The organism is Niveibacterium sp. 24ML (genome assembly GCF_026586805.1).
In the GTDB taxonomy this organism is placed as follows: Bacteria; Pseudomonadota; Gammaproteobacteria; order Burkholderiales; family Rhodocyclaceae; genus Niveibacterium.
On record NZ_JAPFHA010000006.1, the window covers coordinates 67,861 to 91,942 of the forward strand.

Below are 24,082 nucleotides of genomic sequence, written 5' to 3' on the forward strand. Positions count from 1 at the left end.
TTCAGTTGTGAGTCCCATGAAGTGCATCCCAAGTAAGTCCGTTTGAACGGCATGGAACGCATTTCAAGGGTGGGTGCATTCAGGTGCACCACAGGTGCATATGGGGCAATTCAGGTGCATTGCAGCGATTGACCCGCACGTCAGCGTGCGTCGGGGAGTCGCAGGGCGCAGCTGCATCCGCAGCCAAAGTCGCCCAGCAGTTCGCCAAAAGGCGGCTAGGTCTTACTGGTCACGGCCCCGTTTTGCGATCTTCAACCATTGGTACCTGCTGCGGCCGGCAACCTCTGAAATGATCATCGAGCCAAGCCAGTAACGTAGCCTTGGTGACGATTACCGGGCTTTGCAGGATGCAGCCCCAGCCGGCCATCACCTTCCGAGCCATTTGCGACCCAGTTGTAGATCGTCCGGCGCGAGACGCCGTGCTTCGCTGCAAGTTCGTCGTGGTTGTTTCCCTTGAACTCTTTGAGCACTTGGGCGCGGCGATTCCTTCGCGTGATTTGCGGCGCCTGGGGGATATAGACGTACTCGCCACCACGCGCGCGGCTGACACGCAGCATCAACGCCGCAGCAACTGACTTTGCGTGCTCCGCACCCATACCCATTTCGCCCACCAGAGCACTGGCAAGAATCTGCTCTACCGACGGTTGCGCTTCGTGCTTCTCCAGTTTCATGTTGTGCACCTCGTGACCATTGCCATGGCGCGATGCTGCGCAAATCGCCGTGACATTTTCAGGGTGCGGATGACACTGTTTTCTCTGTCGGGATCGACCAGAACCCTCGCCGCCAAGCGCTTCTACTGCATGCCGCTGGTCGTTCAAAAGTAGGTTGGTTTGGCGTCCCATGGCAGGCGCCATTCTTCGTAGGATCGCCGCCCATGACTGGAGAAGATTCCCCTCTTTTCGCCCAGCCATAGGCAAGGGGTGGTGGCCATAGTGCTATTCGTTGCGCCGCATGGCGCGCGGCTGATGTGCGGCAGGTGGAAACTCCTCCGCGCTGAAAAATCGCCTAAAGGTGGGAACCGCCACTGCGCCCCCACCCGTCGCCACCTGTGGTGGATTCTAAAGACCAAATTCCGGTGCGGGTTTCCGGGGCGTTTCCACCTTTCCCACCGTCACCACCTCAAAAAACCATGAGCCGAGAACTTGCACGATTCAAGCAGCAGCGACCTTGCCGAACTGGACGACGTTCCAACCCTGCCCAGACTCGCAAGCCACCAGAAAACGCCCAAGCAGGTCGAGTGCCTGGCGGCGCTCTGCCATGTAGTCATGTTGGTCATACACCGCTACCAGCCCGCCAAGGGCGTGATTCAGGCAACGCTCAGCAATCAACAGATCAACCCCCAAGGCGCCAAGTTGGCTGCGCGCGGTAGATCGCAGATCGTGTGGGGTGAATCGGCGGCAGTGCTCGCCCATCTCAGCAGCCAGCCGATTGAATGCCGCATTGATCGCAGTCGCGGACATCGGGCGTGCACCCTCAACACCGCCGTGCCGCTTTCGGATCGGCAGTACAAAACGTGAGCCACCTGCGATCGCTTCCAGGTCACGGAACCAGCCGAGCGCCGGGTCTGACAACGGAATGACGAAGTCTTTCACCTCTTCGCCGCGCTCAGCCTCCATCTTGCGACCTTTGATGTTGGCGGCTGGAATCGTCCATTGGCGGCGCTCGAAATCGACATGGGACCACTCGGCGCCAACCAGCTCGCCAATGCGAACGCCGGTCGCCAGCAGAATGCGCAGCATCAGCCCGTTGCTTCTTCCAATGCAGTCGGCTTTGGGCAACAGGGTGCGCAGTTCGGCTTCCGTCAGCATGATGCGGGTTCGGTTGGCTTTACGAGTGCCGATAACTGCAGACGCCTTCACATGGGCGCAGGGGTTATCGCTCATCACATGTCGGGCTACGCCGAAGGCGAACACCTCACGCAACGCGATCAAGACCAAGCGGGCTACGTGCCCCGATTTACTGGCAGCGGCTTCGACTACGTCCACCACATCCCCGCCCGACACTTCAGCGGCATGGAAGCGGCCGATTTTCGGTAGCGCGTAGTCCCTCAACTGCTGTCGGCGCCCTTTGATGGTAAGCGGCGACAGCTTGCCGGCCGCGTTCTCGAAGTACGCATCGGAAAGCCGCTGGACGGTCCATGCCCGTGCGGTTTCATTCTTGGCGCGGCGCTTCTCAACCGCAACGTCGGTGCCCTGCTGCACCTTCACCCGATACTCAGCGGCGAGCTTGCGAGCCGCCGCCAATGTGAGGTCGGGGTAGCGTCCCAGGGTGATTTCCTTCTGCGACTTGGCGCCCGCGACCCGATAGCGCAGCACCCATGATGCCGTGCCTTTTGCGGACAGGGTAAAAGTGAGACCGTCTCCGTCCGCCTTAGCGACAGGCTTGCCAGTGGCAAGCCAATTGCGAATTTGGACATCTCTGAGGTTTCCCATGCCCGGCCAATCCTCCGCACGCACTCAACCAGGTATCCCGCCGTAGCTACTCACCGTAGCTACTCACAACGCCTCTAGCTACTCACGTAGCTACTCAAGAACGGCGCGCTGCCATGATACGCCCTGCGACGTACAGACAACAAAAAACCCCGCAAGCACAAGGCTTTACGGGGTTTTTTGCGTCGTCCTGAGACGTACTGAAACAAGGCTAAAGGTTACAGAAAGTCAGTTCGAAATCCAGATCGGATTCGGCCTGGCGGGTGCGGGCAGCGCTGGCGGCGCCCACAAAACGGACGTTCAGGGCGTACTTGTTCGCACTGATCTCGGGCACGAAGGCTTCGTCCTTGCCAAAGCGGATCCGCAGCATTTGCGCGCTGCGGCCACCCATCATCATCTGGAACTGCCCGCGATGCGCAACGAGGCTTTCGGGTCGGCCGCTCGCGCGCAGCAAGCGCAAGACAATCGCCAAACCTTCGCGGATCGGTGTCATCGGGCCGATCCAGGTCCGCAGATCCGCTTGCCGGATCTCGACCGGGCGGTTGAGCCAGAAGTGATACGAAGGCAGGTCGAATTCGCACACGCCGCCGGGAATCGCCGCGCGGCTGCGAATGTTCATCAGCCATTCGTTCTCGCGCAGGTATTGGCCGATTTTTCCGGCCATCGACAGCAGTGCCGCGCTCGCATGCTCGATCTCGTAAAGTGCGCCAGAGAGCGCTTCTTCGGAAATCTCGGGGTTGTGCCGGAAGGACACCAGAATCTGACGTTGGCGCTCAAGCTCCTGCACCAGATCCACCTTCAGATCGGCGCGGCTGGCGACGTCAAGAATCTCGAAGACGCTGACCAGGGCGGTGTGATGCTCGTACGGGCCTTCAGCAAGTGTGAAGTGCAAGGCCTTGTCGAAAAGGTCTTCCAGCCGCAGCAGTGTGCGAATGCGCTCATTCAGCGGGTATTCGTAAGTGATCACTGCGCGATTCCGGCGTCCGGTAGTTGTTGTCTGAAACGCGAAACTTGAGAAAGTGCTTTAAATCATAGCAGGGAATTTGTCACGAATGCCGCGCCACGCTTGATCCTTGGGCACGATAGCGGCAATCGAGCGCATCGACTTGAGTGTGCAGCGCAGCAAGGTCGCCACTGTTGTCGATCAGGTCATCCGCAATCGAGCGGCGCTGTTCGCGCGTTGCCTGAGCAGCCATGATCGAGGCCACCTGTTCGGCACTCAGGCCGCTGCGGCGAACGACGCGCTCGATCTGCAAAGCTTCGGGGATATCGACCACGGCAATGCGATCGCAACGGGCACGGTAGGTGCCTGACTCGAACAGCAAGGGCACCACCAGCACCAGGTAGGGGGCGGCATGTGCGGCGCCGATCTGTGCATCGCTTTCCGCACGGATCAGCGGATGCAGGATCGCCTCAAGCCGCTGGCGCGCGGCCGGGTCCGAAAAGGCCAGCGCCCGCATCGCGGCGCGATCCAGGGCTCCGTCTGCAGCGATGACCTCATCGCCAAACTCCGCCCGCAGGGCATCGATCGCCGCGCCATGCGGTGCAGTCAGCTGGTGCGCAATCTGATCGGTGTCGACAAGCGCGGCGCCCAAGGCCGCGAAACGCGCGGCCGCGGCGCTCTTGCCGCTGCCGATGCCCCCGGTCAGCCCGACCACGAAGGGGCGGTTACGCGAGGTCATCGCGCCGGCGGGCAGCTGCTGCGCGGCGCATTGGGCACTTTGGCTGAGGTGTCGCTCGAAAATCCGGCAAGCTGATCTGCCGGCCCGGTAATCTCAAGCTTCACACTCGTCGCCTCGCGGGTTTCGATACGCGCGCTGCGCACCCCCTTCGCCTTGAGGGATTCGAGCGCCCGGTTGGCCGATTCCTCGCTCTTGTAGAGTCCAAGCGAAATCGCGTTCTGATTGGCACCGGCATCCTTGACGATGAAATAGTCCGACACGCCAAGCCCACGCAGTTCCTCAGCCTTCTTGTCGGCCGAAGCGCGATCCGGCTGCGGGGGCAGATGCACCCACCATGATGAGGTACCGGTCACGGTTTGCTCGCGCGCCTTGAAATTGCTCTCTTTGGCACGCAGGCTGATCGCTTCGGCCTGGACTTTCGACAAGCCGCTCCAGCTCACGCAAGCCAGCGCCAACGGTTTGGTGGCTGGGGCTGGCACGGCCTCAGCGCCACTCGCCGCGGCCGCGGGATCAGGCTCGCTCGCCGCCGCCTGCGGTGCAGGTTCCGGCTCGCTCTGCGCCGCCTCCGCCGCAGCGGCGGCTTGCTCCGGTTTGGCGGAATCGTCGCCGTAGCCAACGACCTTGAGCTTTTCCGGGTGCAACTGGCTCGACAAGCGCTCGGGTTCGCCGCCCGGCGCCGTGTTGAAACCGACCAGGTTGAGCCAGCCAAAGACGATGTTGGCTGCGACCAAGAAGAAAAAGAGTGGGCGAAGGGTTTTCATGGTGCGCAATTATCGCAGGAAGCCAGGCACAGAGGATCAGCCATCAGAAGGTGTAGATCAGCAATCTGTCGGGCTGACGTTGCTTCAAGCGCGCAGCAATTCGCTCAGCCGCCGCAACCCCGCGCGCGTGCGCTTCCTCGAAGACTGAAAAGCCACTGACGTCGGCGTGCGCGAACTGGAGCAGGCCATCGCCTTGGGCGAACCAATGGCGGCCGCGAGCGGTCAGGAACCCGGGCAGCGGCTTGGCCATGGCGTGGCCGTAGCGCACACAGTCAATCCTCTCCACCGAATCAATCAGATCGGGATAGGCCGGCGCCAGCTCGGCAAGCGCCATCCGCGCCCAGTGCTCGCGGCCAAGTTCAAGCAAGCGTCGCCTGAGCGCCGGCGTCGGCGCGCCGGTCAAAGCGTGGTACCAAGTCCAGACCGTTGGCGCCTGAGCCGCCGACAGCGCCTGATGAGACGCATCGACAAATCCGAGCGACCGACTTCCGTAGATCACGTTATCCCAGGCTCGAGGGACGCCAGGCGCCTCCCTCGGTGATCGGGCAATGCTCAATTGCGCCATGACCCATGGCGCGTAGTCGATTGAACGCGCGTGATCCTGCGCCGCGTCTGGGAGCCCCTCAATCACGCGCGGCGCGATGAACAAGGGCGCCGCCCAGATGACCGACTTGGCGTCGTAGACGTCCAGACTCCCCGTCCGCGAATCTTCCACCTCAACGCGCCAGCCGTGCTTCTCTTTTGAAACGCGCCGCACTGCGCGGTCGGTACGAATACGATCGCCGGCAAGGCGCGCGAGCCCCGCCGTCAACCAGCCATTTCCGCCCGGTGTCGTCAGTACGACGTCGTCGGCACTCGCCTCCGCTTCGCCATCACGCGACGCGAAATAGTGGATGCCCGCCCACGCGCTGACCTCGTGCAGACCAGCCCCGTAGTCGTCGCGGCAGGCATAGTCGGCATACCAAAGCAGGGGCGCGGCATCAAACCCCTGTTTCGCCAGCCAAGCAGCGAAGGTGAGCCCGTCAAGCGCGAGAAGATCAGCATCACGCACGCTTTGCCCCATGGGCAGGCAGAAGCCCTTGCCGCCTCCCCGGTTCTGCTTGAATTCGCCCATCAGAGCCAGGAAGCGCTGCATTTGCGCCCGCTCACTGCGCGTGAGGCCGGCGTCGGGGATGATCCCGTCCTGCCATTGTCCGAATCGAAACAAGCGCTCCAGTGGCGCAGCGCAAAGCAGCGTCTCCGCGTAACGGGGGCGCGCCACATATGGGTCGCCCTCGATCGCGCCAAGTTCGGCGAGCAGCCGACGCAAGGTCACGCTCTCGCGGGTCGGCAAGGGAAGATAGTGCGCACCGAGTGGAAACTCGGACACCGCATTCCGAGCCGCCTGTGCATTTCCGCCCGGCGCGGCTCCCATCTCGCAGACAAGCCAATCGTCGACGCCCTGTGCTGCAAGCCACCAGGCCGCCGACAATCCGCCCACGCCCGCGCCAACAACGAGCACATCAAGCGAACCGCGCGCGCGCACCTTCCCCTGCGGCGTCCAAGCATCCCGAAGTCGATGACCGAGCAGCGGATCCGGGCCCAGCCAGCTGCCTGGCGGCGTGTCCCGCCTTGGCTGCCCTGAGCACGCGAGGAGGGGCGCCAACACCATGGCCCCCAAAAGATCGCGTCTATCCACCGGGCGTCACTCGATAACCGACCGCCGCGGAGCGCCCCTTCAAGGCGCCAGCATCGATACAGAACGACAAAAGGCCGGGGTTGCCCCCGGCCTTCTCTATCGTGCTAACCAACTCGAACAACGAGCCAGCTACCGATCACGCCTCAGCGACGACTTCGCCTTCGGTCGCTTCCGGTCGATCGACCAGTTGCACCAGAGCCATCGGCGCATTGTCACCAACGCGGAAACCACACTTCAGAATACGAAGGTAGCCACCGTTACGGTTCGCAAAGCGCGGGCCCAGGTCGTCAAAAACCTTGACGACCATCTCGCGATCACGCAGGCGATCAAACGCCAGGCGACGATTCGCAAGACTCGGCTTCTTGCCCAAAGTGATGATCGGCTCCACCACACGACGAAGCTCTTTCGCCTTGGGCAGCGTTGTCTGGATAACCTCAAAACGCAGCAGTGCGTTTGAAAGGTTGCGCAGCAGCGCCTGACGATGGGCGCTGGTGCGGTTCAGCTTGCGAAGACCGTTACGGTGACGCATTTTCGTATTCCTCTTTCAGTCTGGCCTGGTGACGATCAACCGAGCTTCTCGAGCCCGGCCGGCGGCCAGTTTTCCAGCTTCATGCCAAGGGTCAGACCACGCGAAGCGAGGACTTCCTTGATCTCGTTAAGTGACTTACGACCAAGATTCGGGGTCTTCAGCAATTCAGTTTCCGTCCGCTGAATCAGGTCGCCAATGTAATAGATGTTCTCAGCCTTCAGACAGTTCGCGGAACGGACCGTCAACTCAAGATCATCCACCGGGCGCAGCAAGAGCGGATCAACCGTCGTCTTCTGCACCGGTGCTTCGGTCGCAGTCACGGTCGGGCCGAGGTCGGTGAAGGCCTCAAGCTGATCACGCAATACACCCGCCGCATAACGAACAGCTTCTTGCGGATCGACCGCGCCGTTGGTCTCGATATCCATCACCAAGCGATCAAGGTCGGTACGCTGCTCGACACGAGCCGCCTCAACCTGATAGCTCACACGGCGAACAGGACTGAAGGACGCGTCCAGCACGATCCGCCCGATGACTTTCGCCTCGGCGTGAGCAGGACGCATGTTGCCAGGAACGTAGCCACGCCCCTGTTCAACCTTCAGATGCATCTCGAGCTTGCCGCCAGGAGCCAAATGCGCGATCACATGATCAGGATTGATGATCTCGACATCGTGACTCGTTTCAATATCCTTGGCCGTGACAACACCTTCACCGCTCTTGGACAGCTTCAACGAGGCCTCGGTACGATTGTGCAGCTTGAAAACAACGCCTTTCAGGTTCAAGAGAATGTCCACGACATCCTCACGAACCCCATCAAGCGTCGAATACTCGTGCAGCACGTTCTCGATCTGGACTTCCGTCGGCGCATAGCCTGGCAACGACGACAGGAGAATCCGTCGCAACGCGTTGCCCAAGGTATGCCCGAACCCGCGCTCGAACGGCTCCATCACGACCACGGCATGAACCGGTGATACGCTCTGAACGTCGATGATGCGCGGCTTCAGAAGAGTGTTGCTTTGCATGGGCAATCCTTCGTGTGGGGGTGCGCCCACTGGCGCACCATGCCATTAACGCGAGTACAGTTCGACGACCAAACCTTCGTTGATCGAGGCCGACAATTCCGCGCGCTGCGGATAGGCCTTGAACGTGCCCTTGCCTTCCTTGGCGCTGACTTCCAGCCACTCCGGGAAGCCGCGCTGTTCAGCCGCTTCGAGCGCGGCCTTTACACGCAAGTGGGCACGGGTCTTGTCAACCAGTTGCACCACGTCACCCGGACGAAGCGAGTAGGACGGGATGTTGACGCGCTTGCCATTGACCAGCACGCCGTTATGGCGGACCACTTGACGAGCCTCAGCGCGAGAAGCACCGAAACCCATGCGGTAAGCAACGGCATCCAGGCGGCCTTCCAGCAATTGCAGGAGGTTCTCGCCGGTCTGGCCCTTGCGACGATCCGCTTCCGAATACACGCGACGGAACTGGCGCTCAAGCACACCATAGATGCGACGGATCTTCTGCTTTTCACGCAGTTGGACGCCATAGCCGGAAAGGCGCTGGCCGGACTTCTGACCATGCTGACCCGGAGCGTACGCACGACGCTCAATGGCGCACTTATCGGTGAAGCACTTTTCCCCTTTTAGGAAAAGCTTCTCGCCTTCGCGGCGACACTGACGGCACTTGGCATCAAGATTACGAGCCACGTTAGAACTCCTTTAAATGCGACGCTTTTTCGGCGGACGGCAGCCGTTATGCGGAATCGGCGTGATATCGGTGATCGAGGTCACCTTGATGCCGAGCGCATTGAGCGCACGCACCGACGACTCGCGACCCGGTCCAGGACCAGTGATTCGGACCTCAAGATTCTTGATGCCACATTCCACCGCAACTTTGCCGGCTTGATCCGCGGCAACCTGGGCTGCGAACGGCGTGCTCTTACGCGAGCCCTTGAAGCCAGCGCCACCAGCCGTTGCCCACGACAACGCATTGCCCTGGCGATCGGTGATCGTAATGATCGTGTTATTGAACGAAGCGTGAACGTGGGCGATGCCCTCGGCCACATTCTTCTTGATTTTCTTGCGAACCTTCGCAGCGGTCTTAGCCATTACTCAGCCTCTGATTATTTCTTGCCAGCGATCGGCTTACGCGGTCCCTTGCGGGTACGCGCATTCGTGCGGGTGCGTTGGCCACGAAGCGGCAAGCCGCGACGATGACGAACACCGCGGTAGCACCCCAAGTCCATCAGTCGCTTGATGTTCATCGTCACTTCGCGACGCAGGTCGCCTTCGACGGTAAACTTGCCGACCTCATCACGCAGCCGCTCCATCTCGGCTTCGGTCAGATCCTTGACCTTGGTCGTGCGCGCCACTCCCGCAGCGTCACAGATCTTCTGTGCGCGGGTGCGGCCGATACCGAAAATTGCTGTGAGCGCAATTTCCGAGTGCTTATGGTTCGGGATGTTAACCCCAGCAATACGGGCCATACGATTACCCCAAATACGCTAAACGTGTTATTCCGAAAGCGCGGGGCATCAGCCCTGGCGCTGCTTGTGACGCGGGTCTTCGCAGATCACGCGCACAACACCCTTGCGACGGATGACCTTGCATTTCCGACAGATCGGTTTCACCGAAGCCTGAACTCTCATGATTCGCTCCTAATTTCCAAAACTATTTGGCCCGGAAGACGATGCGACCCTTGGTCAAATCGTAGGGCGTCAGCTGCACCGTGACCCGATCACCCGCAAGGATGCGTATGTAATGCATACGCATCTTGCCGGAGATGTGCCCCAATACGACATGCCCATTTTCGAGCTTTACCTTAAACGTCGCATTCGGCATGGTTTCAAGCACCTCGCCGAACATCTCGATGACGTCTTCCTTGCTCATCCTTACTTCGTCGGCAGACCCGCGCCCTTGAAGTTAGCCTTCTTCAACAGACTCTCATACTGGTGCGACATGATGTATGCCTGCACTTGCGACATGAAGTCCATCGTCACGACCACGATGATCAACAGCGACGTTCCGCCAAAGTAGAACGGTACATTCCAGTTCAAAATCAGGAACTCCGGAATGAGACACACCACCGTGATGTACACCGCGCCCGCAAGCGTCAGTCTGGTCAGGATCTTGTCGATATAGCGTGCGGTTTGATCGCCAGGCCGAATCCCGGGCACGAAGGCTCCGCTCTTCTTCAGGTTGTCCGCGGTCTCTTTCGAGTTAAACACCAGTGCGGTATAGAAGAAGCAGAAGAACACGATCGCTGCAGCGTACAACAATACGTACACCGGCTGCCCGGGCGACAAGGTCGCCGCAATGTCCTTCACGAAGCGAGCGATCCCCGAGTCACTTGCGCCCCCAAACCACTGTCCCAATGTTGCGGGAAACAGGATGATCGACGATGCAAAGATCGGAGGGATCACGCCAGCCATGTTCAGCTTCAGCGGCAAGTGGGAACTCTGGCCTCCATAAACGCGATTGCCAACCTGGCGCTTTGCGTAATTGACCAGAATCTTCCGCTGCCCACGCTCAACAAACACCACAACCGCCGTCACTACCGCCACCAAGGCGCAAATGAACAGCGCCGACAACGGGTGCATGGCGCCTGTCCGAACAAGCTCGAAGAGCCCGCCGACCGATGAAGGCAAACCTGCAGCGATACCCGCGAAGATGATGAGCGAAATCCCGTTCCCCAGGCCGCGTTCCGTGATCTGCTCGCCCAGCCACATCAGGAACATCGTTCCTGTGACCAAGGTCGTGATCGCAACGAAGCGGAAAGTCATACCCGGATCAAGTACCAAACCCGCCTGTGCTTCCAGAGCCACCGAAATGCCAAACGCCTGGAACAGTGCAAGCCCCAAGGTGCCGTAACGGGTGTACTGGGTGATCTTGCGCCGCCCCGCCTCACCTTCCTTCTTCAACTGCTCAAGCTGCGGCGACGCAACCGTAAGCAGCTGCATGATGATCGATGCCGAAATGTACGGCATGATCCCCAGCGCGAAGATCGTGAAGCGCGACAGCGCGCCGCCCGAGAACAGGTTGAATACCCCGAGGATCCCGCCTTTTTGCGACTGAAAGAGCTCCGCCAATCGAATCGGATCAATCCCAGGAACAGGGATATGCGCACCGATTCGATAGACGACCAACGCTCCAAGCAGGAACCACAGACGACGCTTCAGATCACCGAACTTGCCAGTCTTACCGAGCGTTGCCGAAGGATTAGCCACCATTACAGTTCAGCTTTACTCGGCAACGCTGCCACCGGCAGCTTCAATCGCGGCTTTGGCGCCTTTCGTGGCACCAACCCCACGCAGTTCGACCTTACGAGCGATCTCCCCCGACAGAATCACCTTCGCTGACAGCGCATCGCCGGCGATCAATCCGGCGCTCTTGAGCACCAGCAAATCGATTTCGACCACGTCCAGCTTGTTGATTTCCGACAGGCGAACCTCGGCGTTTCGCGCCGCGGTCAGCGAGTTAAAGCCACGCTTCGGCAAGCGACGCTGCAAAGGCATCTGACCGCCTTCGAAGCCGACCTTGTGGAAGCCGCCCGCACGGGACTTCTGCCCCTTGTGGCCACGTCCGCAGGTCTTACCCAGACCACTGCCGATACCACGGCCAACACGCTTTTTAGCATGCTTCGATCCAGCACCTGGCTTAAGGTTATTCAGTTCCATTTAGCCCTCGCACTTCACCAGGTACGCAACCTTGCGAACCATGCCGCGCACCGCCGGCGTGTCCTCAAGCTGGACCGTGGAGTTGATACGGCGCAGACCCAGCCCGCGCACGGTGGCGCGGTGATCTTGCTTGGTTCCGATCAGGCTCTTCACGAGCGTGACGCGAATCGTCTTGTCAGCCATGATTACCCCAGAATCTCTTCGACCGTCTTGCCACGCTTGGCTGCGATCTCAAAAGGCGTATTGATCGCCGAGAGACCATTCAGCGTCGCGCGGACGACGTTGTACGGATTGGTGGAACCGAGGCACTTGCAGATGACATCGGTCACGCCCATCACTTCGAATACAGCGCGCATCGCGCCGCCAGCAATGATGCCGGTACCAACCGGTGCAGGTTGCATCAGAACAACCGATGCGCCGTGCTTACCGATCACCTGGTGCTGCAGCGTGCCGTTCTTGAGCGAAACCTTGAACAGCTTGCGGCGCGCCTCTTCCATCGCCTTCTGCACTGCAACGGGCACTTCGCGGGACTTGCCCTTGCCCATGCCAATGCCGCCGTCACCATCACCGACTACAGTGAGTGCTGCAAATCCGAGAATACGACCACCCTTGACCACCTTGGTGACACGGTTGATCGATACCATCTTCTCGCGCAGGCCATCATCACGCTCTTCGCCAGCCTGTGCTTTTTTCGTCTGTTGCTTAGCCATGACAACCCCGCTCAGAACTTGAGGCCGCCTTCGCGGGCCGCCTCAGCAAGCGCTTTCACGCGGCCATGGTACTTAAACCCGGCTCGGTCAAACGCAACCGCTTCAATACCGGCGGCCTTGGCACGCTCGGCGATAAGCTTGCCCACCGCAGCAGCTGCCCCGGCGTTACCGCCATTGGGCAGATCCTTGCGGACCTCGGCCTCGACCGTCGAAGCCGACGCGAGCACCTTGGAACCACAACCCGAGATGACTTGGGCGTAGATATGGCAATTGGAGCGGAACACGGTGAGGCGTACCGCCTTCTTTACGGCGATCACAGCGCGGGTTTTGCGTGCCCGGCGCAGACGCGTTTCCTTCTTGTTCATAATTTTCCGCCCTTACTTCTTCTTGGTTTCCTTCAGGACAACCACCTCGTCGGAGTAGCGCACGCCCTTGCCCTTATACGGCTCGGGAGAGCGGTACGCACGCACTTCGGCAGCGACCTGACCCACCAATTGCTTATCGATACCCTTGATCAGGATTTCGGTTTGTGTCGGGGTTTCAACCTTGATCCCGGCCGGCATCTGATGCACCACAGGATGCGAGAAACCGAGGGTCAGGTTCAACTTGTCACCTTGGGCCTGGGCACGATACCCAACGCCAACCAAGTTCAGCTTGCGTTCGAAACCCTTAGTAACACCGGTGACCATGTTGGCCACCAGCGCGCGGGTTGTACCCGAAAGCGCGCCACCAAGTTCGGCACCCTCAACCGCTTTGCACAAAAGCTTGTCGCCATCGCGCTCGACGGTGACCGCGGCATGCAGACGCTGCTTCAGCGCGCCAAGCGGCCCCTTGACCGAAATCTCCCCCGCAGCCACTGAAACATCGACACCTTGCGGAAGGACGACGGGGTTCTTTGCTACACGAGACATCGCACCCCTCCTTAGGCCACGACGCAGAGGACTTCGCCGCCAACATTGCTGGCGCGTGCCTTGCGATCGGTCATGACACCACGGGGCGTCGAAACAATAGCGATACCAAGGCCGTTCAACACCTTCGGCAGATTGTCGCTGCCGCGGTAGATGCGAAGACCGGGGCGGCTAACACGCTCAATGCGCTCGATAACCGGACGACCAGCGTAGTACTTCAGCGAAATGTCGAGCTCACGCGCGCCACCTTCGCCTCGCACAACGAAGCCATCAATATAGCCTTCGGCCTTGAGGACCTCAGCAATAGCCACCTTAAGCTTGGACGTCGGCATAGAGACAGATGCCTTCTGCGACGACTGCGCATTGCGGATGCGCGTCAGCATATCGGCGACCGGATCGGACATACTCATTCTTCCGTCTCCTTACCAGCTAGCCTTGGTCATGCCGGGAACCTCACCGCGGAAAGCAATTTCCCGCAGCTTGTTACGGCACAGACCGAATTTCCGAAATACACCACGCGGACGACCAGTCAACGCGCAACGATTGCGCTGACGGGACGGCGACGCGTTGCGCGGCAGTTGCTGCAGCTTCTGACGCGCAGCGGCGCGCTCTTCATCTGTCAGCTTGCTGTCATTGATCTTCGCGACAAGTTCGGCGCGCTTTGCCGCGAACTTCGCGGCCACTTTGACGCGCTTTTCTTCACGGTTGATCAGAGCGAGTTTCGCCATAACACCCTCAATTCTTGAACGGGAACTTGAACGCCGCGAGCAGAGCGCGCGCTTCGTCGTCCGTCTTGGCAGTCGTGGTGATGCTGATGTTCAGACCACGCAGCGCGTCGATCTTGTCGTATTCAATCTCGGGAAAAATGATCTGCTCTTTCACGCCGAGGTTGTAGTTGCCACGACCATCAAAGCCCTTTGCAACAATCCCGCGGAAGTCACGAATACGCGGCATTGCGATCGTCACCAGACGATCAAGGAACTCGAACATACGCGGACCACGCAGGGTCACCATGCAACCAATCGGGTAGCCATCACGGATCTTGAAACCCGCGATCGACTTCTTCGACTTGGTGGTCACCGGCTTTTGCCCGGCAATCTTCAACAGATCACCGACTGCGTTATCCAAGACCTTCTTATCGCCCACAGCCTCACCCACACCCATATTCAGGGTGACCTTGGTGATACGGGGGACTTCCATGACCGACTTGTACCCGAACTTGGCAGTCAAGTCGGCAACCACGGTCGCCTTGTAAAACTCTTGCAAACGTGCCATTACGCCTCCTTAACGATCGACCAGCTCACCGCTGGACTTGAAGACGCGGACCTTGCGTCCATCTTCAAGCACACGGAAGCCAACACGATCACCCTTCTGGGTTGCAGGATTGAAGAGCGCAACGTTGGAAATGTCGATAGGCATTTCTTTCTCGACAATGCCGCCAACCTGGCCACGCATCGGGTTCGGGCGGACGTGCTTTTTAACGCGATTCACACCCTCAACCACCAGATGCTGCTCATCCAGGCGGACCAGCACGGCGCCGCGCTTACCCTTGTCTTTTCCGACGAGAACAACCACCTCGTCGCCTTTACGGATCTTGTCCATGTTCGCCCCTTACAGCACTTCAGGCGCGAGGGAGACGATCTTCATGAAGCGCTCGGTACGCAGTTCACGCGTAACGGGCCCGAAGATGCGCGTTCCAATCGGCTCGAGCTTGTTATTGAGCAGCACCGCGGCGTTCGTATCGAACTTGATGAGCGAGCCATCAGGACGACGCACACCCTTGGCGGTACGGACCACCACAGCGCTATAGACGTCACCCTTCTTTACGCGACCGCGAGGCGCCGCATCTTTGATGCTCACTTTGATGATGTCACCGACACCAGCATAGCGGCGCTTGGAGCCGCCGAGCACCTTGATGCACATAACTGAACGCGCGCCGGTATTGTCGGCGACATCCAGAATGGTCTGCATTTGGATCATTACATAACTCCAACTTAACCTGCCTAACCGGCAGTCAGTCTTGGAACCCGTACGGGTGGAAACAAACTGACGCCCGATAGTTCGGGCGTCAGTCAGTGAAGCACGAGATTCTAGCAGAGCCCCGGCGGGTTCCGCAAGTATTAAATTACGCGAGCCTTTTCGATGACTCGGGTAACGCGCCACGCTTTGGTCTTTGAAATCGGAGCGCACTCTTCGATTTCAACTAGGTCACCTTCTGCGGCAACACCGGTATCGACATCAGCGTGATACTTCTTCGAACGAATGATCACTTTGTCATACAGCGGATGCTTCACGCGGCGTTCGATCAGAACCGTAACCGTGCGCTGCATCTTGTCACTCACAACCCGCCCGGTCAGGGTCCGCTTGATGGCTTCGGTCATTTTGCGGCCCCTTTCTCGCGAAGAATCGTACGGACGCGAGCGATGTCGCGCCGCACATTGCCCAGTTGTGCGTGATTGTTAAGTTGTTGCGTGGCCAGTTGCATGCGCAGGGAAAACTGCGCCTTCAACAGTTCAATCAACTCCTTGTTCAGCTCCGCGGGCTCTTTCGCCCTGAGTTCGCTGGCTTTCATGATTATTGCCCCACCTGGCGCGTCACAAAGACGGTTTCGATCGGAAGCTTTGCCGCCGCAAGGCGGAATGCTTCACGCGCGAGAACCTCATCGACGCCATCCATTTCATAAAGCACTTTACCCGGCTGAATCTCTGCGACCCAGTACTCCGGATTTCCCTTGCCGTTACCCATACGGACTTCAGCCGGCTTCTGCGAAATGGGCTTGTCCGGAAAAACCCGGATCCAGATACGGCCGCCACGCTTGATATGGCGCGTCATTGCACGACGAGCCGACTCAATCTGGCGAGCAGTCAGACGGCCACGACCGGTCGCTTTCAGGCCGTACTCGCCGAAGCTTACCTTGGTGCCGCGGGTCGCAACGCCGGTGTTGCGGCCCTTCTGCTCCTTACGATACTTCCTTCTCGCCGGCTGCAGCATTGTTCGCTCCTGCTTTGTTTACGCGCTTGGCACCGGCCTTGTCAGCCGCCCCATCACCGTTTGCACGGCGGGCCGGACGACGAGCGCCCGGCTTCGCTTCACCTTCTTTGGCACCACGGCGAGGACGGCGGTTTTCACCTTCCGGAGCCTCGACGACCGCAGGCTGTTCTCCGCGACCGAGGGTGTCACCCTTGTATACCCAAACCTTGATGCCGATGATCCCGTAGGTTGTCTTTGCTTCAGACGTCCCATAGTCGATATCGGCGCGCAAGGTGTGAAGCGGCACGCGCCCTTCGCGATACCACTCGGTCCGCGCGATCTCGGCACCGTTCAAACGACCAGCGCTCATGATCTTGATGCCCTGGGCACCCAAGCGCATTGCGTTCTGCATGGCGCGCTTCATCGCGCGGCGGAACATGATGCGCTTCTCAAGCTGCTGAGCGATCGAATCGGCGATGAGCTTTGCGTCGATTTCCGGCTTGCGGATCTCTTCGATGCTGACATGCACCGGCACCTTCAGGATCTTCTGGAGGTCAGCCTTCAGCTGTTCGATATCCTCACCCTTCTTGCCGATCACAACGCCCGGGCGGGCGCTGAACACGGTAATCCGAGCGGTCTTCGCCGGGCGCTCGATCAGCACTCGGCCGACCGACGCATGCCCGAGCTTCTTCTTCAGATGCTCGCGAACCTGGAGGTCCTCGAGCAGCATTCCGGAGAAGTTCTGGCTATTGGCGTACCAGCGTGAAGTCCAGTTACGCGTCACCGAGAGGCGGAAGCCAGTCGGATGAATCTTCTGTCCCATGTCTGCTCCTTACTCGCCGACAGTCACGTAGATGTGGCAGGTCGGCTTGAGGATGCGGTTACCGCGTCCCTTTGCACGCGCCGTAAAGCGCTTGAGCGACGTACCTTGCTCGACGTAGATACTCGTAACCTTCAGGGTGTCGATATCGGCACCGTCATTGTGCTCAGCGTTCGCAATTGCCGACTCGAGGACTTTCTTGACAATTTTCGCGCCCTTCTTGGGGCAAAAAGCCAAGGTATTCAGTGCCAGGTCGACTTTCTTGCCGCGCACAAGGTCCGCCACCAGCCGGCCCTTTTGGGCGGAGAGACGGACGCCTCGCAGGATTGCTTTGGTTTCCATCGTCGCTCCTTACTTCTTAGCCTTTTTGCTGGCGGCGTGACCCTTGAACGTACGGGTCAGCGCAAATTCGCCGAGCTTGTGACCGACCATGTTCTCGGTGACATACACCGGAATATGCTGCCGGCCGTTATGCACCGCGATCGTGAAGCCTACAAACTCAGGCAGCACGGTCGAACGGCGCGACCAGGTTTTGATCGGACGCTTGTCATTTGAGCCCCGCACTGCATCGACCTTCTTGAGAAGGTGCGCATCGACGAAGGGGCCTTTCTTAATAGAACGAGCCATTTCTTACCTCTTAGCGCTTGTGCCGACGCTGGACAATCATCGTGTCCGTGCGCTTGTTCGAGCGAGTACGGTAACCCTTGGCCGGGGTACCCCACGGACTGACAGGCACGCGACCCTCACCGGTCTTGCCCTCACCACCACCATGCGGGTGATCGATCGGGTTCATCGCAGTACCACGCACCGTCGGGCGAATACCGCGCCAACGCTGCGCACCGGCCTTGCCGATCTTGCGAAGACTATTCTCTTCGTTACCGACTTCGCCGATGGTTGCGCGGCACTCGATGTGCACACGACGAATTTCGCCGGAGCGCAAACGAAGCTGCGCGTAGCTGCCCTCGCGAGCAAGCAGCTGAACCGAAGTGCCCGCCGCACGCGCCAACTGCGCACCCTTGCCCGGCAACATCTCGATACAGTGGATCGTCGTACCAACCGGAATATTCCGGATCGGCAACGCATTACCGGACTTGATCGGAGCTTCGGAACCCGAGATCACCACCTGCCCGACTTCCAAGCCGCGCGGGGCGATGATGTAACGGCGCTCGCCATCGGCGTAGCAAAGCAGGGCGATGTGCGCGGTGCGGTTCGGGTCGTATTCAATACGCTCGACCTTCGCCTGAATCCCGTCCTTGTTGCGCTTGAAGTCGACGAGACGGTAATGCTGCTTGTGCCCACCACCTTGATGACGAACCGTAATGCGCCCGTGCGCGTTGCGGCCAGCATTCTTTGTCTGCTTCTCGACCAGGCCGGCAAACGGCTTGCCTTTGTGCAGATTCGGGTTGACCACCTTGACGACACCACGGCGACCCGCGGACGTCGGTTTGACCTTGACCAGCATTTAAGCGGCCCCCCCTTCCACGAAGTTGATCTCCTGACCAGCCTTCAAGCACACAAAAGCCTTTTTCCAGCCCTTGCGGCGGCCTGTCGTACGACCAAAACGCTTCACTTTGCCCTTGACGTTCAGCACTTGCACCGAATCCACTTCAACCTTGAAGAGGAGCTCGACCGCCGCCTTGATCTCGGGCTTGGTCGCGTCGGTTGCGACCTTGAAAATCACCTGCTCGTTCTTCTCGGCAATGTGAGTTGCCTTTTCCGAGATTTGCGGCGCAAGCAGCACTTGGTATAGACGCTCTTGAGAGAAGCTCATTGCCACATCTCCTCCATCTTGGCGATCGCCGCTTTCGTGACGATCACCTTGGGGAAGCGGATCAGAGAAACCGGATCGGTCTCCTGCACGCCAAGCACCAAGACGTCGTGAAGATTGCGCGACGACAGCAGCAGGTTCTCGTCCAGATTGTCAGTGATGACCAACGCGGACTCGAGCCCCATCCCCTTGAGCTTCTGCACCAGAAGCTTGGTTTTCGGCGCCTCGACGGCAAAACCGTCGATCACGACCAGACGCTCTTCGCGGGCCAACTGCGAAAGGATCGCAGCCATGCCGGCGCGATACATCTTCCGATTGACCTTCTGCGAAAAGTTCTCGTCAGGGCTATTCGGGAAAGCGCGACCACCCCCACGCCACAGCGGACTCGACGACGAACCAGCCCGGGCGCGGCCCGTGCCTTTTTGCCGCCAGGGCTTCTTGGTCGTGTGCTTGACTTCAGTACGGGTCAGCTGCGAGCGGTTGCCCGAGCGCGCGTTGGCCTGATAGGCCACGACTACCTGATGCACCAGGGCTTCGTTGTACTCGCGACCAAACAGTGCATCAGATGCCTGCACCGTCGCCGAGGACAACCCCTGCTCATTGATTAGCTTCAGTTCCATTTGGCCCCCGCTCACTTTGCCTTGACGGCCGGACGAACGACCACGTCTGCGCCGTCATGCCCCGGAACCGCGCCCTTGACGAGCAGCAGCCCGCGCTCTGCATCAACGCGCACGACCTCGAGACTCTGAACCGTTGCACGAACCGCCCCCAGATGGCCCGACATGCGCTTACCCGGGAAAACACGACCGGGATCCTGCGCCATACCGATTGAACCAGGAACATTGTGGCTACGGGAGTTGCCGTGCGACGCACGCTGGGAACCGAAGTTGTGCCGCTTGATCGTGCCGGCAAAACCCTTACCGATCGACACGCCCGTTACGTCAACCTTCTGCCCGACCGCGAAAATCCCAACGCCGACCACATCACCAGCCTTGAAGCCAGCAACCTGCTCGGAAGAGAGGCGGAATTCCTTGAGGACGTGACCGGCCTCAACGCCTGCCTTGGCGAGATGCCCGGCAAGCGCCTTATTCACTCGGCTCGCACGACGCGTACCGAATGCCACCTGAATCGCGGCATAGCCGTCGACATCAGGCGTCTTGATCTGGGTCACGCGGTTGTTCGACACGTCAAGCACCGTCACCGGAATGGAAACACCATCCTCAGCGAAGACGCGAGTCATGCCGACCTTGCGACCAACAAGGCCTAGACTCATGTTGTTCTCCTGATAGCCCAGTTGCGATTGACCGGGCCGCTAAAAAATCGAAATCGCGCCTCACAGAGACGCGAATCCGAAAGTATAACCGCTTGCGCGCAATCCGCGCAAGCATTGTGCTTACTGCAGCTTGATTTCGACGTCAACGCCAGCTGGCAGGTCAAGCTTCATCAGTGCATCGACCGTCTTGTCGGTCGGATCGATGATATCCATCAGGCGCTGGTGCGTGCGAATTTCGAACTGATCGCGCGAAGCCTTGTTGACGTGCGGCGAGCGCAGCAGGTTGTAGCGCTCGATTCGGGTCGGCAGCGGAACCGGGCCACGAACAACCGCGCCGGTACGCTTTGCCGTTTCAACGATCTCCTGGGCCGACTGATCGATCAAGCGATAGTCAAAAGCCTTGAGACGAATACGGATTTTCTGACTTTGCATGGTTTTTCCTAAAGAGCGGTAAAGAACACAAAGAACGAGAGGCGCCCACTCGCGCAGGCGCCTCGCAACAGCTATCAGGCAATGATCTTGGCAACCACACCAGCGCCGACGGTACGGCCGCCTTCGCGGATTGCGAAGCGCAGACCTTCTTCCATGGCGATCGGGGCGATCAGCTTGACGGTGATCGACACGTTGTCACCCGGCATGACCATTTCGGTGCCTTCCGGCAGCTCGATGGCGCCGGTCACGTCGGTGGTACGGAAGTAGAACTGCGGACGGTAGTTGTTAAAGAACGGGGTGTGACGACCACCTTCATCCTTCGACAGCACGTAGACCTCACCGGTGAAGTGGGTATGCGGCTTGATCGAACCCGGCTTGCACAGCACCTGGCCGCGCTCGACGTCTTCACGCTTGGTGCCGCGCAGCAGCACGCCGACGTTGTCACCGGCCTGACCTTGGTCGAGCAGCTTGCGGAACATTTCAACACCGGTACAGATGGTCTTGACGGTTTCCTTGATGCCGACGATTTCGATTTCTTCGCCGACCTTGACCACGCCGCGTTCAACGCGACCGGTCACGACGGTGCCGCGACCCGAGATCGAGAAGACGTCTTCGATCGGGAGCAGGAAGGGCTTGTCGATCGCGCGCTCCGGCGTCGGGATGTAGGAGTCCAGTGCGTCGGCCAGCGCCATGATCGCGCCTTCGCCCAGCTCACCCTTGTCGCCTTCGAGGGCCTTCAGAGCCGAACCCTTGACGATGGGCACATCGTCGCCGGGGAATTCGTACTTTGAGAGCAGCTCGCGCACTTCCATTTCGACCAGCTCGAGCAGCTCGGCGTCGTCGACCATGTCGCACTTGTTCAGGAAGACGATGATGTACGGCACACCGACCTGACGGGCGAGCAGGATGTGCTCACGCGTTTGCGGCATCGGGCCGTCAGCGGCCGAGCACACGAGGATTGCACCGTCCATCTGGGCGGCACCGGTAATCATGTTCTTGACGTAGTCAGCGTGACCCGGGCAGTCAACGTGTGCGTAGTGACGGTTGGCCGTCTCGTACTCGACGTGTGCGGTGTTGATCGTGATGCCGCGCGCCTTTTCTTCCGGCGCTGCGTCGATCTGGTCATACGCCTTGGCTGCGCCGCCAAACTTGGCTGCCAGCACGGTGGTGATTGCGGCGGTGAGCGTGGTCTTGCCATGGTCAACGTGACCGATGGTGCCGACGTTCACGTGCGGTTTCGTCCGCTCGAATTTTTCCTTGGCCATTTCTCGTCCTTAATTGATCAAAGCATCACTTCTTGTTGATGATGGCTTCCGCGACGTTGCGCGGGGCTTCGGTGTAGTGCTTGAACTCCATCGAGTAAGTCGCACGCCCTTGTGACAGCGAGCGCAACGTGGTCGAGTAGCCAAACATCTCAGCCAGCGGCACTTCCGCCTTGATGACCTTCATGCCCGCCACGTCGTCCATACCCTGAACGATGCCGCGACGGCCCGAGAGGTCACCCATGACGTTGCCCATGAAGTCTTCCGGGGTCTCGACTTCAACCGACATCATCGGCTCAAGCAAAACCGGGTTGGCCTTGCGCATGCCGTCCTTGAAGCCCATCGATGCAGCCATCTTGAACGCGTTTTCGTTCGAGTCCACATCGTGGTAGGAACCAAAGTGCAGGGTCACCTTCACGTCAACGATCGGGAAGCCGGCCAACACACCGTTCGGAAGCGTTTCCTGCAGGCCCTTGTCGACCGCCGGGATGTACTCGCGCGGCACAACGCCGCCCTTGATCGCGTCCACGAACTCGTAGCCTTTGCCCGGCTCGTTCGGCTCGATCTTGAGCACGACGTGACCATACTGACCGCGGCCGCCCGACTGCTTGACGAACTTGCCTTCGGCGTTCTCGACGGTGCCGCGGATGGTTTCGCGGTAGGCGACTTGCGGCGCGCCCACATTGGCATCCACGCTGAACTCACGGCGCATGCGATCAACGATGATCTCGAGGTGGAGCTCACCCATCCCGGAGATGATCGTCTGGCCCGATTCTTCGTCGGTACGCACACGGAAGGACGGATCTTCCTTCGCAAGGCGATTGAGCGCGATGCCCATCTTTTCCTGGTCAGCCTTGGTCTTCGGCTCAACCGCGACGTGAATCACCGGCTCAGGGAACACCATACGCTCGAGCATGATGACCTTATCGAGATCCGACAGAGTATCGCCGGTCGTCACTTCCTTAAGGCCGATCGCGGCGGCGATGTCGCCTGCGCGGACTTCTTCGATCTCCTCGCGGTTGTTCGCGTGCATCTGCACGATACGGCCGATGCGCTCTTTCTTGCCCTTGACCGGGTTGTAGATCGTATCGCCAGACTTCACGATGCCCGAATACACGCGGAAGAAGGTCAGCTGACCGACGAACGGGTCGGTCATCAACTTGAACGCAAGCGCGGAGAAGGGAGCCTCATCGGTCGCAGGACGGGTGTCGGCCGAGCCATCTTCCTTCTCACCATCAACCGGAGGAATATCAACCGGCGAAGGCATGTAGTCGATGACGGCGTCGAGCATTGCCTGCACGCCTTTGTTCTTGAATGCCGAGCCACACATCATCGGGACGATCTCGCCCTTGATGGTACGCTCACGCAATGCGGCCTTGAGATCGGCCTCAGACAAGTCACCCTCTTCGAGGTACTTGTTCATCAGCTCTTCAGAGGCCTCGGCAGCCGCCTCGACCATCTTTTCGCGCCACTCGTTGCACTTTGCAGCCAAGTCGGCCGGAATCTCACCGTACTCGAACTTCATACCCTGGGACGCATCATCCCACCAGATCGCCTTCATCTTGACGAGGTCAACGACGCCGCGGAAGTTCTCTTCTGCACCGATCGGCACCTGGATTGGGATCGGGTTGGCCTTCAGTCGGGCACGCATCTGATCGTGCACCTTGAAGAAGTCCGCGCCCTGGCGGTCCATCTTGTTCACAAAGGCCAGACGCGGCACGCCATAGCGGTTTGCCTGACGCCACACGGTCTCCGACTGGGGCTGAACACCGCCAACTGCGCAATAGACCATGCACGCACCGTCAAGCACGCGCATCGAGCGCTCAACTTCAATCGTGAAATCGACGTGCCCCGGGGTATCGATGATGTTCACGCGGTGCTCAGGCAGGGACAAATCCATGCCCTTCCAGAAGCACGTCGTTGCAGCCGACGTGATGGTGATGCCGCGCTCCTGCTCCTGCTCCATCCAGTCCATCGTGGCAGCGCCATCGTGAACTTCACCGATTTTGTGGTTCACACCGGTGTAAAACAGGATGCGCTCGGTCGTGGTGGTCTTGCCGGCGTCAATGTGTGCTGAGATACCGATATTACGGTACCGCTCGATCGGGGTTTTGCGTGCCACGGTAGCAACCTCTACCTAAACGAAAGTCCGCAGCGCGTGCGGACATGAAAAATCGGTACTTTCTGAGAAAGCAAT

Annotated in this window: 37 protein-coding genes; all 37 read right to left on the reverse strand. The window is 59.6% G+C overall.

Annotation, left to right across the window (positions count from 1 at the left end):
- Positions 1-293 precede the first annotated feature (293 nt).
- The 37 genes from OPU71_RS07075 to fusA all read right to left on the reverse strand — a co-directional run bounded on the left by OPU71_RS07075 (position 294) and on the right by fusA (position 24,007).
- On the reverse strand, positions 294-842 hold the full coding sequence (locus OPU71_RS07075) for a Mor transcription activator family protein (RefSeq protein WP_267726633.1): 549 nt from the start codon (positions 840-842) through the stop codon (positions 294-296).
- A gap of 309 nt (positions 843-1,151) precedes the next feature.
- On the reverse strand, positions 1,152-2,456 hold the full coding sequence (locus OPU71_RS07080) for a tyrosine-type recombinase/integrase (RefSeq protein WP_267726635.1): 1,305 nt from the start codon (positions 2,454-2,456) through the stop codon (positions 1,152-1,154).
- Positions 2,457-2,640: 184 nt separating this feature from the next.
- Positions 2,641-3,396, reverse strand: coding sequence for a cell division protein ZapD (gene zapD / locus OPU71_RS07085; RefSeq protein WP_267726639.1), 756 nt, complete (start codon positions 3,394-3,396; stop codon positions 2,641-2,643).
- Positions 3,397-3,475: 79 nt separating this feature from the next.
- Positions 3,476-4,111, reverse strand: coding sequence for a dephospho-CoA kinase (gene coaE, locus OPU71_RS07090; protein ID WP_267726643.1), 636 nt, complete (start codon positions 4,109-4,111; stop codon positions 3,476-3,478).
- Positions 4,108-4,872, reverse strand: coding sequence for an SPOR domain-containing protein (locus OPU71_RS07095; RefSeq protein ID WP_267726649.1), 765 nt, complete (start codon positions 4,870-4,872; stop codon positions 4,108-4,110). The genes coaE and OPU71_RS07095 overlap by 4 nt, the downstream gene beginning before the upstream one ends.
- A gap of 43 nt (positions 4,873-4,915) precedes the next feature.
- Complete coding sequence (locus tag OPU71_RS07100; RefSeq protein ID WP_267726653.1) at positions 4,916-6,397, reverse strand: FAD-dependent oxidoreductase; 1,482 nt, start codon at positions 6,395-6,397, stop codon at positions 4,916-4,918.
- 289 nt (positions 6,398-6,686) lie between these two features.
- Complete coding sequence (rplQ, locus tag OPU71_RS07105) at positions 6,687-7,079, reverse strand: 50S ribosomal protein L17 (protein WP_267726657.1); 393 nt, start codon at positions 7,077-7,079, stop codon at positions 6,687-6,689.
- Positions 7,080-7,114: 35 nt separating this feature from the next.
- Positions 7,115-8,098: a DNA-directed RNA polymerase subunit alpha gene (locus OPU71_RS07110; RefSeq protein WP_267726661.1), complete on the reverse strand. Its 984-nt coding sequence runs from the start codon at positions 8,096-8,098 to the stop codon at positions 7,115-7,117.
- Between the two features lie 45 nt (positions 8,099-8,143).
- Positions 8,144-8,773: a 30S ribosomal protein S4 gene (gene rpsD / locus OPU71_RS07115; RefSeq protein ID WP_267726664.1), complete on the reverse strand. Its 630-nt coding sequence runs from the start codon at positions 8,771-8,773 to the stop codon at positions 8,144-8,146.
- A gap of 12 nt (positions 8,774-8,785) precedes the next feature.
- Positions 8,786-9,175, reverse strand: coding sequence for a 30S ribosomal protein S11 (gene rpsK / locus OPU71_RS07120; protein ID WP_183636452.1), 390 nt, complete (start codon positions 9,173-9,175; stop codon positions 8,786-8,788).
- A gap of 14 nt (positions 9,176-9,189) precedes the next feature.
- Positions 9,190-9,552 (reverse strand): 30S ribosomal protein S13, encoded by a 363-nt coding sequence (gene rpsM / locus OPU71_RS07125; protein ID WP_267726672.1) that lies wholly within the window; start codon positions 9,550-9,552, stop codon positions 9,190-9,192.
- A gap of 48 nt (positions 9,553-9,600) precedes the next feature.
- Positions 9,601-9,714, reverse strand: a complete 114-nt coding sequence (gene rpmJ, locus OPU71_RS07130; protein WP_172204994.1) for a 50S ribosomal protein L36 — start codon at positions 9,712-9,714, stop codon at positions 9,601-9,603.
- 22 nt (positions 9,715-9,736) lie between these two features.
- Positions 9,737-9,955: a translation initiation factor IF-1 gene (infA, locus tag OPU71_RS07135; protein WP_267726676.1), complete on the reverse strand. Its 219-nt coding sequence runs from the start codon at positions 9,953-9,955 to the stop codon at positions 9,737-9,739.
- A gap of 2 nt (positions 9,956-9,957) precedes the next feature.
- Positions 9,958-11,295 carry a preprotein translocase subunit SecY gene (gene secY / locus OPU71_RS07140; RefSeq protein WP_267726678.1) on the reverse strand — a complete coding sequence of 446 codons (1,338 nt, stop codon included), beginning with the start codon at positions 11,293-11,295 and terminating at the stop codon, positions 9,958-9,960.
- A gap of 12 nt (positions 11,296-11,307) precedes the next feature.
- Positions 11,308-11,742, reverse strand: a complete 435-nt coding sequence (gene rplO, locus OPU71_RS07145; RefSeq protein ID WP_267726680.1) for a 50S ribosomal protein L15 — start codon at positions 11,740-11,742, stop codon at positions 11,308-11,310.
- Complete coding sequence (gene rpmD / locus OPU71_RS07150; protein WP_172205002.1) at positions 11,743-11,925, reverse strand: 50S ribosomal protein L30; 183 nt, start codon at positions 11,923-11,925, stop codon at positions 11,743-11,745.
- A gap of 2 nt (positions 11,926-11,927) precedes the next feature.
- Positions 11,928-12,452 carry a 30S ribosomal protein S5 gene (rpsE, locus tag OPU71_RS07155; RefSeq protein ID WP_267726683.1) on the reverse strand — a complete coding sequence of 175 codons (525 nt, stop codon included), beginning with the start codon at positions 12,450-12,452 and terminating at the stop codon, positions 11,928-11,930.
- Positions 12,453-12,463: 11 nt separating this feature from the next.
- Positions 12,464-12,817 carry a 50S ribosomal protein L18 gene (rplR, locus tag OPU71_RS07160; RefSeq protein ID WP_267726686.1) on the reverse strand — a complete coding sequence of 118 codons (354 nt, stop codon included), beginning with the start codon at positions 12,815-12,817 and terminating at the stop codon, positions 12,464-12,466.
- A gap of 12 nt (positions 12,818-12,829) precedes the next feature.
- A complete protein-coding gene (gene rplF, locus OPU71_RS07165) occupies positions 12,830-13,363 on the reverse strand; it encodes a 50S ribosomal protein L6 (protein WP_267726688.1) in 534 nt (177 codons plus the stop codon).
- An 11-nt stretch (positions 13,364-13,374) separates the two neighbouring features.
- On the reverse strand, positions 13,375-13,770 hold the full coding sequence (gene rpsH / locus OPU71_RS07170; protein WP_267726690.1) for a 30S ribosomal protein S8: 396 nt from the start codon (positions 13,768-13,770) through the stop codon (positions 13,375-13,377).
- A gap of 12 nt (positions 13,771-13,782) precedes the next feature.
- Complete coding sequence (rpsN, locus tag OPU71_RS07175; RefSeq protein ID WP_267726693.1) at positions 13,783-14,088, reverse strand: 30S ribosomal protein S14; 306 nt, start codon at positions 14,086-14,088, stop codon at positions 13,783-13,785.
- Positions 14,089-14,095: 7 nt separating this feature from the next.
- Positions 14,096-14,635, reverse strand: coding sequence for a 50S ribosomal protein L5 (rplE, locus tag OPU71_RS07180; protein ID WP_267726696.1), 540 nt, complete (start codon positions 14,633-14,635; stop codon positions 14,096-14,098).
- Positions 14,636-14,644: 9 nt separating this feature from the next.
- Entirely contained in the window at positions 14,645-14,962 is a 318-nt protein-coding gene (rplX, locus tag OPU71_RS07185) for a 50S ribosomal protein L24 (RefSeq protein WP_267726698.1), read from the reverse strand.
- A 9-nt stretch (positions 14,963-14,971) separates the two neighbouring features.
- Complete coding sequence (rplN, locus tag OPU71_RS07190; protein ID WP_172205020.1) at positions 14,972-15,340, reverse strand: 50S ribosomal protein L14; 369 nt, start codon at positions 15,338-15,340, stop codon at positions 14,972-14,974.
- Between the two features lie 140 nt (positions 15,341-15,480).
- Positions 15,481-15,741 (reverse strand): 30S ribosomal protein S17, encoded by a 261-nt coding sequence (rpsQ, locus tag OPU71_RS07195; protein ID WP_267726700.1) that lies wholly within the window; start codon positions 15,739-15,741, stop codon positions 15,481-15,483.
- Positions 15,738-15,932 carry a 50S ribosomal protein L29 gene (rpmC, locus tag OPU71_RS07200; RefSeq protein ID WP_267726702.1) on the reverse strand — a complete coding sequence of 65 codons (195 nt, stop codon included), beginning with the start codon at positions 15,930-15,932 and terminating at the stop codon, positions 15,738-15,740. The genes rpsQ and rpmC overlap by 4 nt, the downstream gene beginning before the upstream one ends.
- 2 nt (positions 15,933-15,934) lie before the next feature.
- Positions 15,935-16,351 (reverse strand): 50S ribosomal protein L16, encoded by a 417-nt coding sequence (rplP, locus tag OPU71_RS07205; RefSeq protein ID WP_267726705.1) that lies wholly within the window; start codon positions 16,349-16,351, stop codon positions 15,935-15,937.
- Positions 16,320-17,153, reverse strand: coding sequence for a 30S ribosomal protein S3 (gene rpsC / locus OPU71_RS07210; protein WP_267726710.1), 834 nt, complete (start codon positions 17,151-17,153; stop codon positions 16,320-16,322). The genes rplP and rpsC overlap by 32 nt, the downstream gene beginning before the upstream one ends.
- Before the next feature lie 9 nt (positions 17,154-17,162).
- Complete coding sequence (gene rplV, locus OPU71_RS07215) at positions 17,163-17,492, reverse strand: 50S ribosomal protein L22 (protein ID WP_183636392.1); 330 nt, start codon at positions 17,490-17,492, stop codon at positions 17,163-17,165.
- A gap of 9 nt (positions 17,493-17,501) precedes the next feature.
- A complete protein-coding gene (gene rpsS, locus OPU71_RS07220; RefSeq protein WP_172205034.1) occupies positions 17,502-17,777 on the reverse strand; it encodes a 30S ribosomal protein S19 in 276 nt (91 codons plus the stop codon).
- A 10-nt stretch (positions 17,778-17,787) separates the two neighbouring features.
- Positions 17,788-18,612: a 50S ribosomal protein L2 gene (rplB, locus tag OPU71_RS07225; RefSeq protein WP_267726717.1), complete on the reverse strand. Its 825-nt coding sequence runs from the start codon at positions 18,610-18,612 to the stop codon at positions 17,788-17,790.
- Positions 18,613-18,921, reverse strand: a complete 309-nt coding sequence (rplW, locus tag OPU71_RS07230; RefSeq protein ID WP_267726955.1) for a 50S ribosomal protein L23 — start codon at positions 18,919-18,921, stop codon at positions 18,613-18,615.
- Positions 18,918-19,538, reverse strand: a complete 621-nt coding sequence (gene rplD, locus OPU71_RS07235) for a 50S ribosomal protein L4 (protein WP_267726957.1) — start codon at positions 19,536-19,538, stop codon at positions 18,918-18,920. The genes rplW and rplD overlap by 4 nt, the downstream gene beginning before the upstream one ends.
- Positions 19,539-19,549: 11 nt before the next feature.
- Positions 19,550-20,191 carry a 50S ribosomal protein L3 gene (gene rplC, locus OPU71_RS07240; protein ID WP_267726721.1) on the reverse strand — a complete coding sequence of 214 codons (642 nt, stop codon included), beginning with the start codon at positions 20,189-20,191 and terminating at the stop codon, positions 19,550-19,552.
- A 120-nt stretch (positions 20,192-20,311) separates the two neighbouring features.
- Positions 20,312-20,623: a 30S ribosomal protein S10 gene (gene rpsJ / locus OPU71_RS07245; protein ID WP_267726724.1), complete on the reverse strand. Its 312-nt coding sequence runs from the start codon at positions 20,621-20,623 to the stop codon at positions 20,312-20,314.
- A 74-nt stretch (positions 20,624-20,697) separates the two neighbouring features.
- Positions 20,698-21,888, reverse strand: a complete 1,191-nt coding sequence (gene tuf / locus OPU71_RS07250) for an elongation factor Tu (protein ID WP_267726727.1) — start codon at positions 21,886-21,888, stop codon at positions 20,698-20,700.
- Positions 21,889-21,913: 25 nt separating this feature from the next.
- The gene (gene fusA / locus OPU71_RS07255; protein WP_267726730.1) at positions 21,914-24,007 is read right to left on the reverse strand and encodes an elongation factor G; all 2,094 of its coding nucleotides are present in this window, start codon (positions 24,005-24,007) and stop codon (positions 21,914-21,916) included.
- Positions 24,008-24,082: the final 75 nt, after the last annotated feature.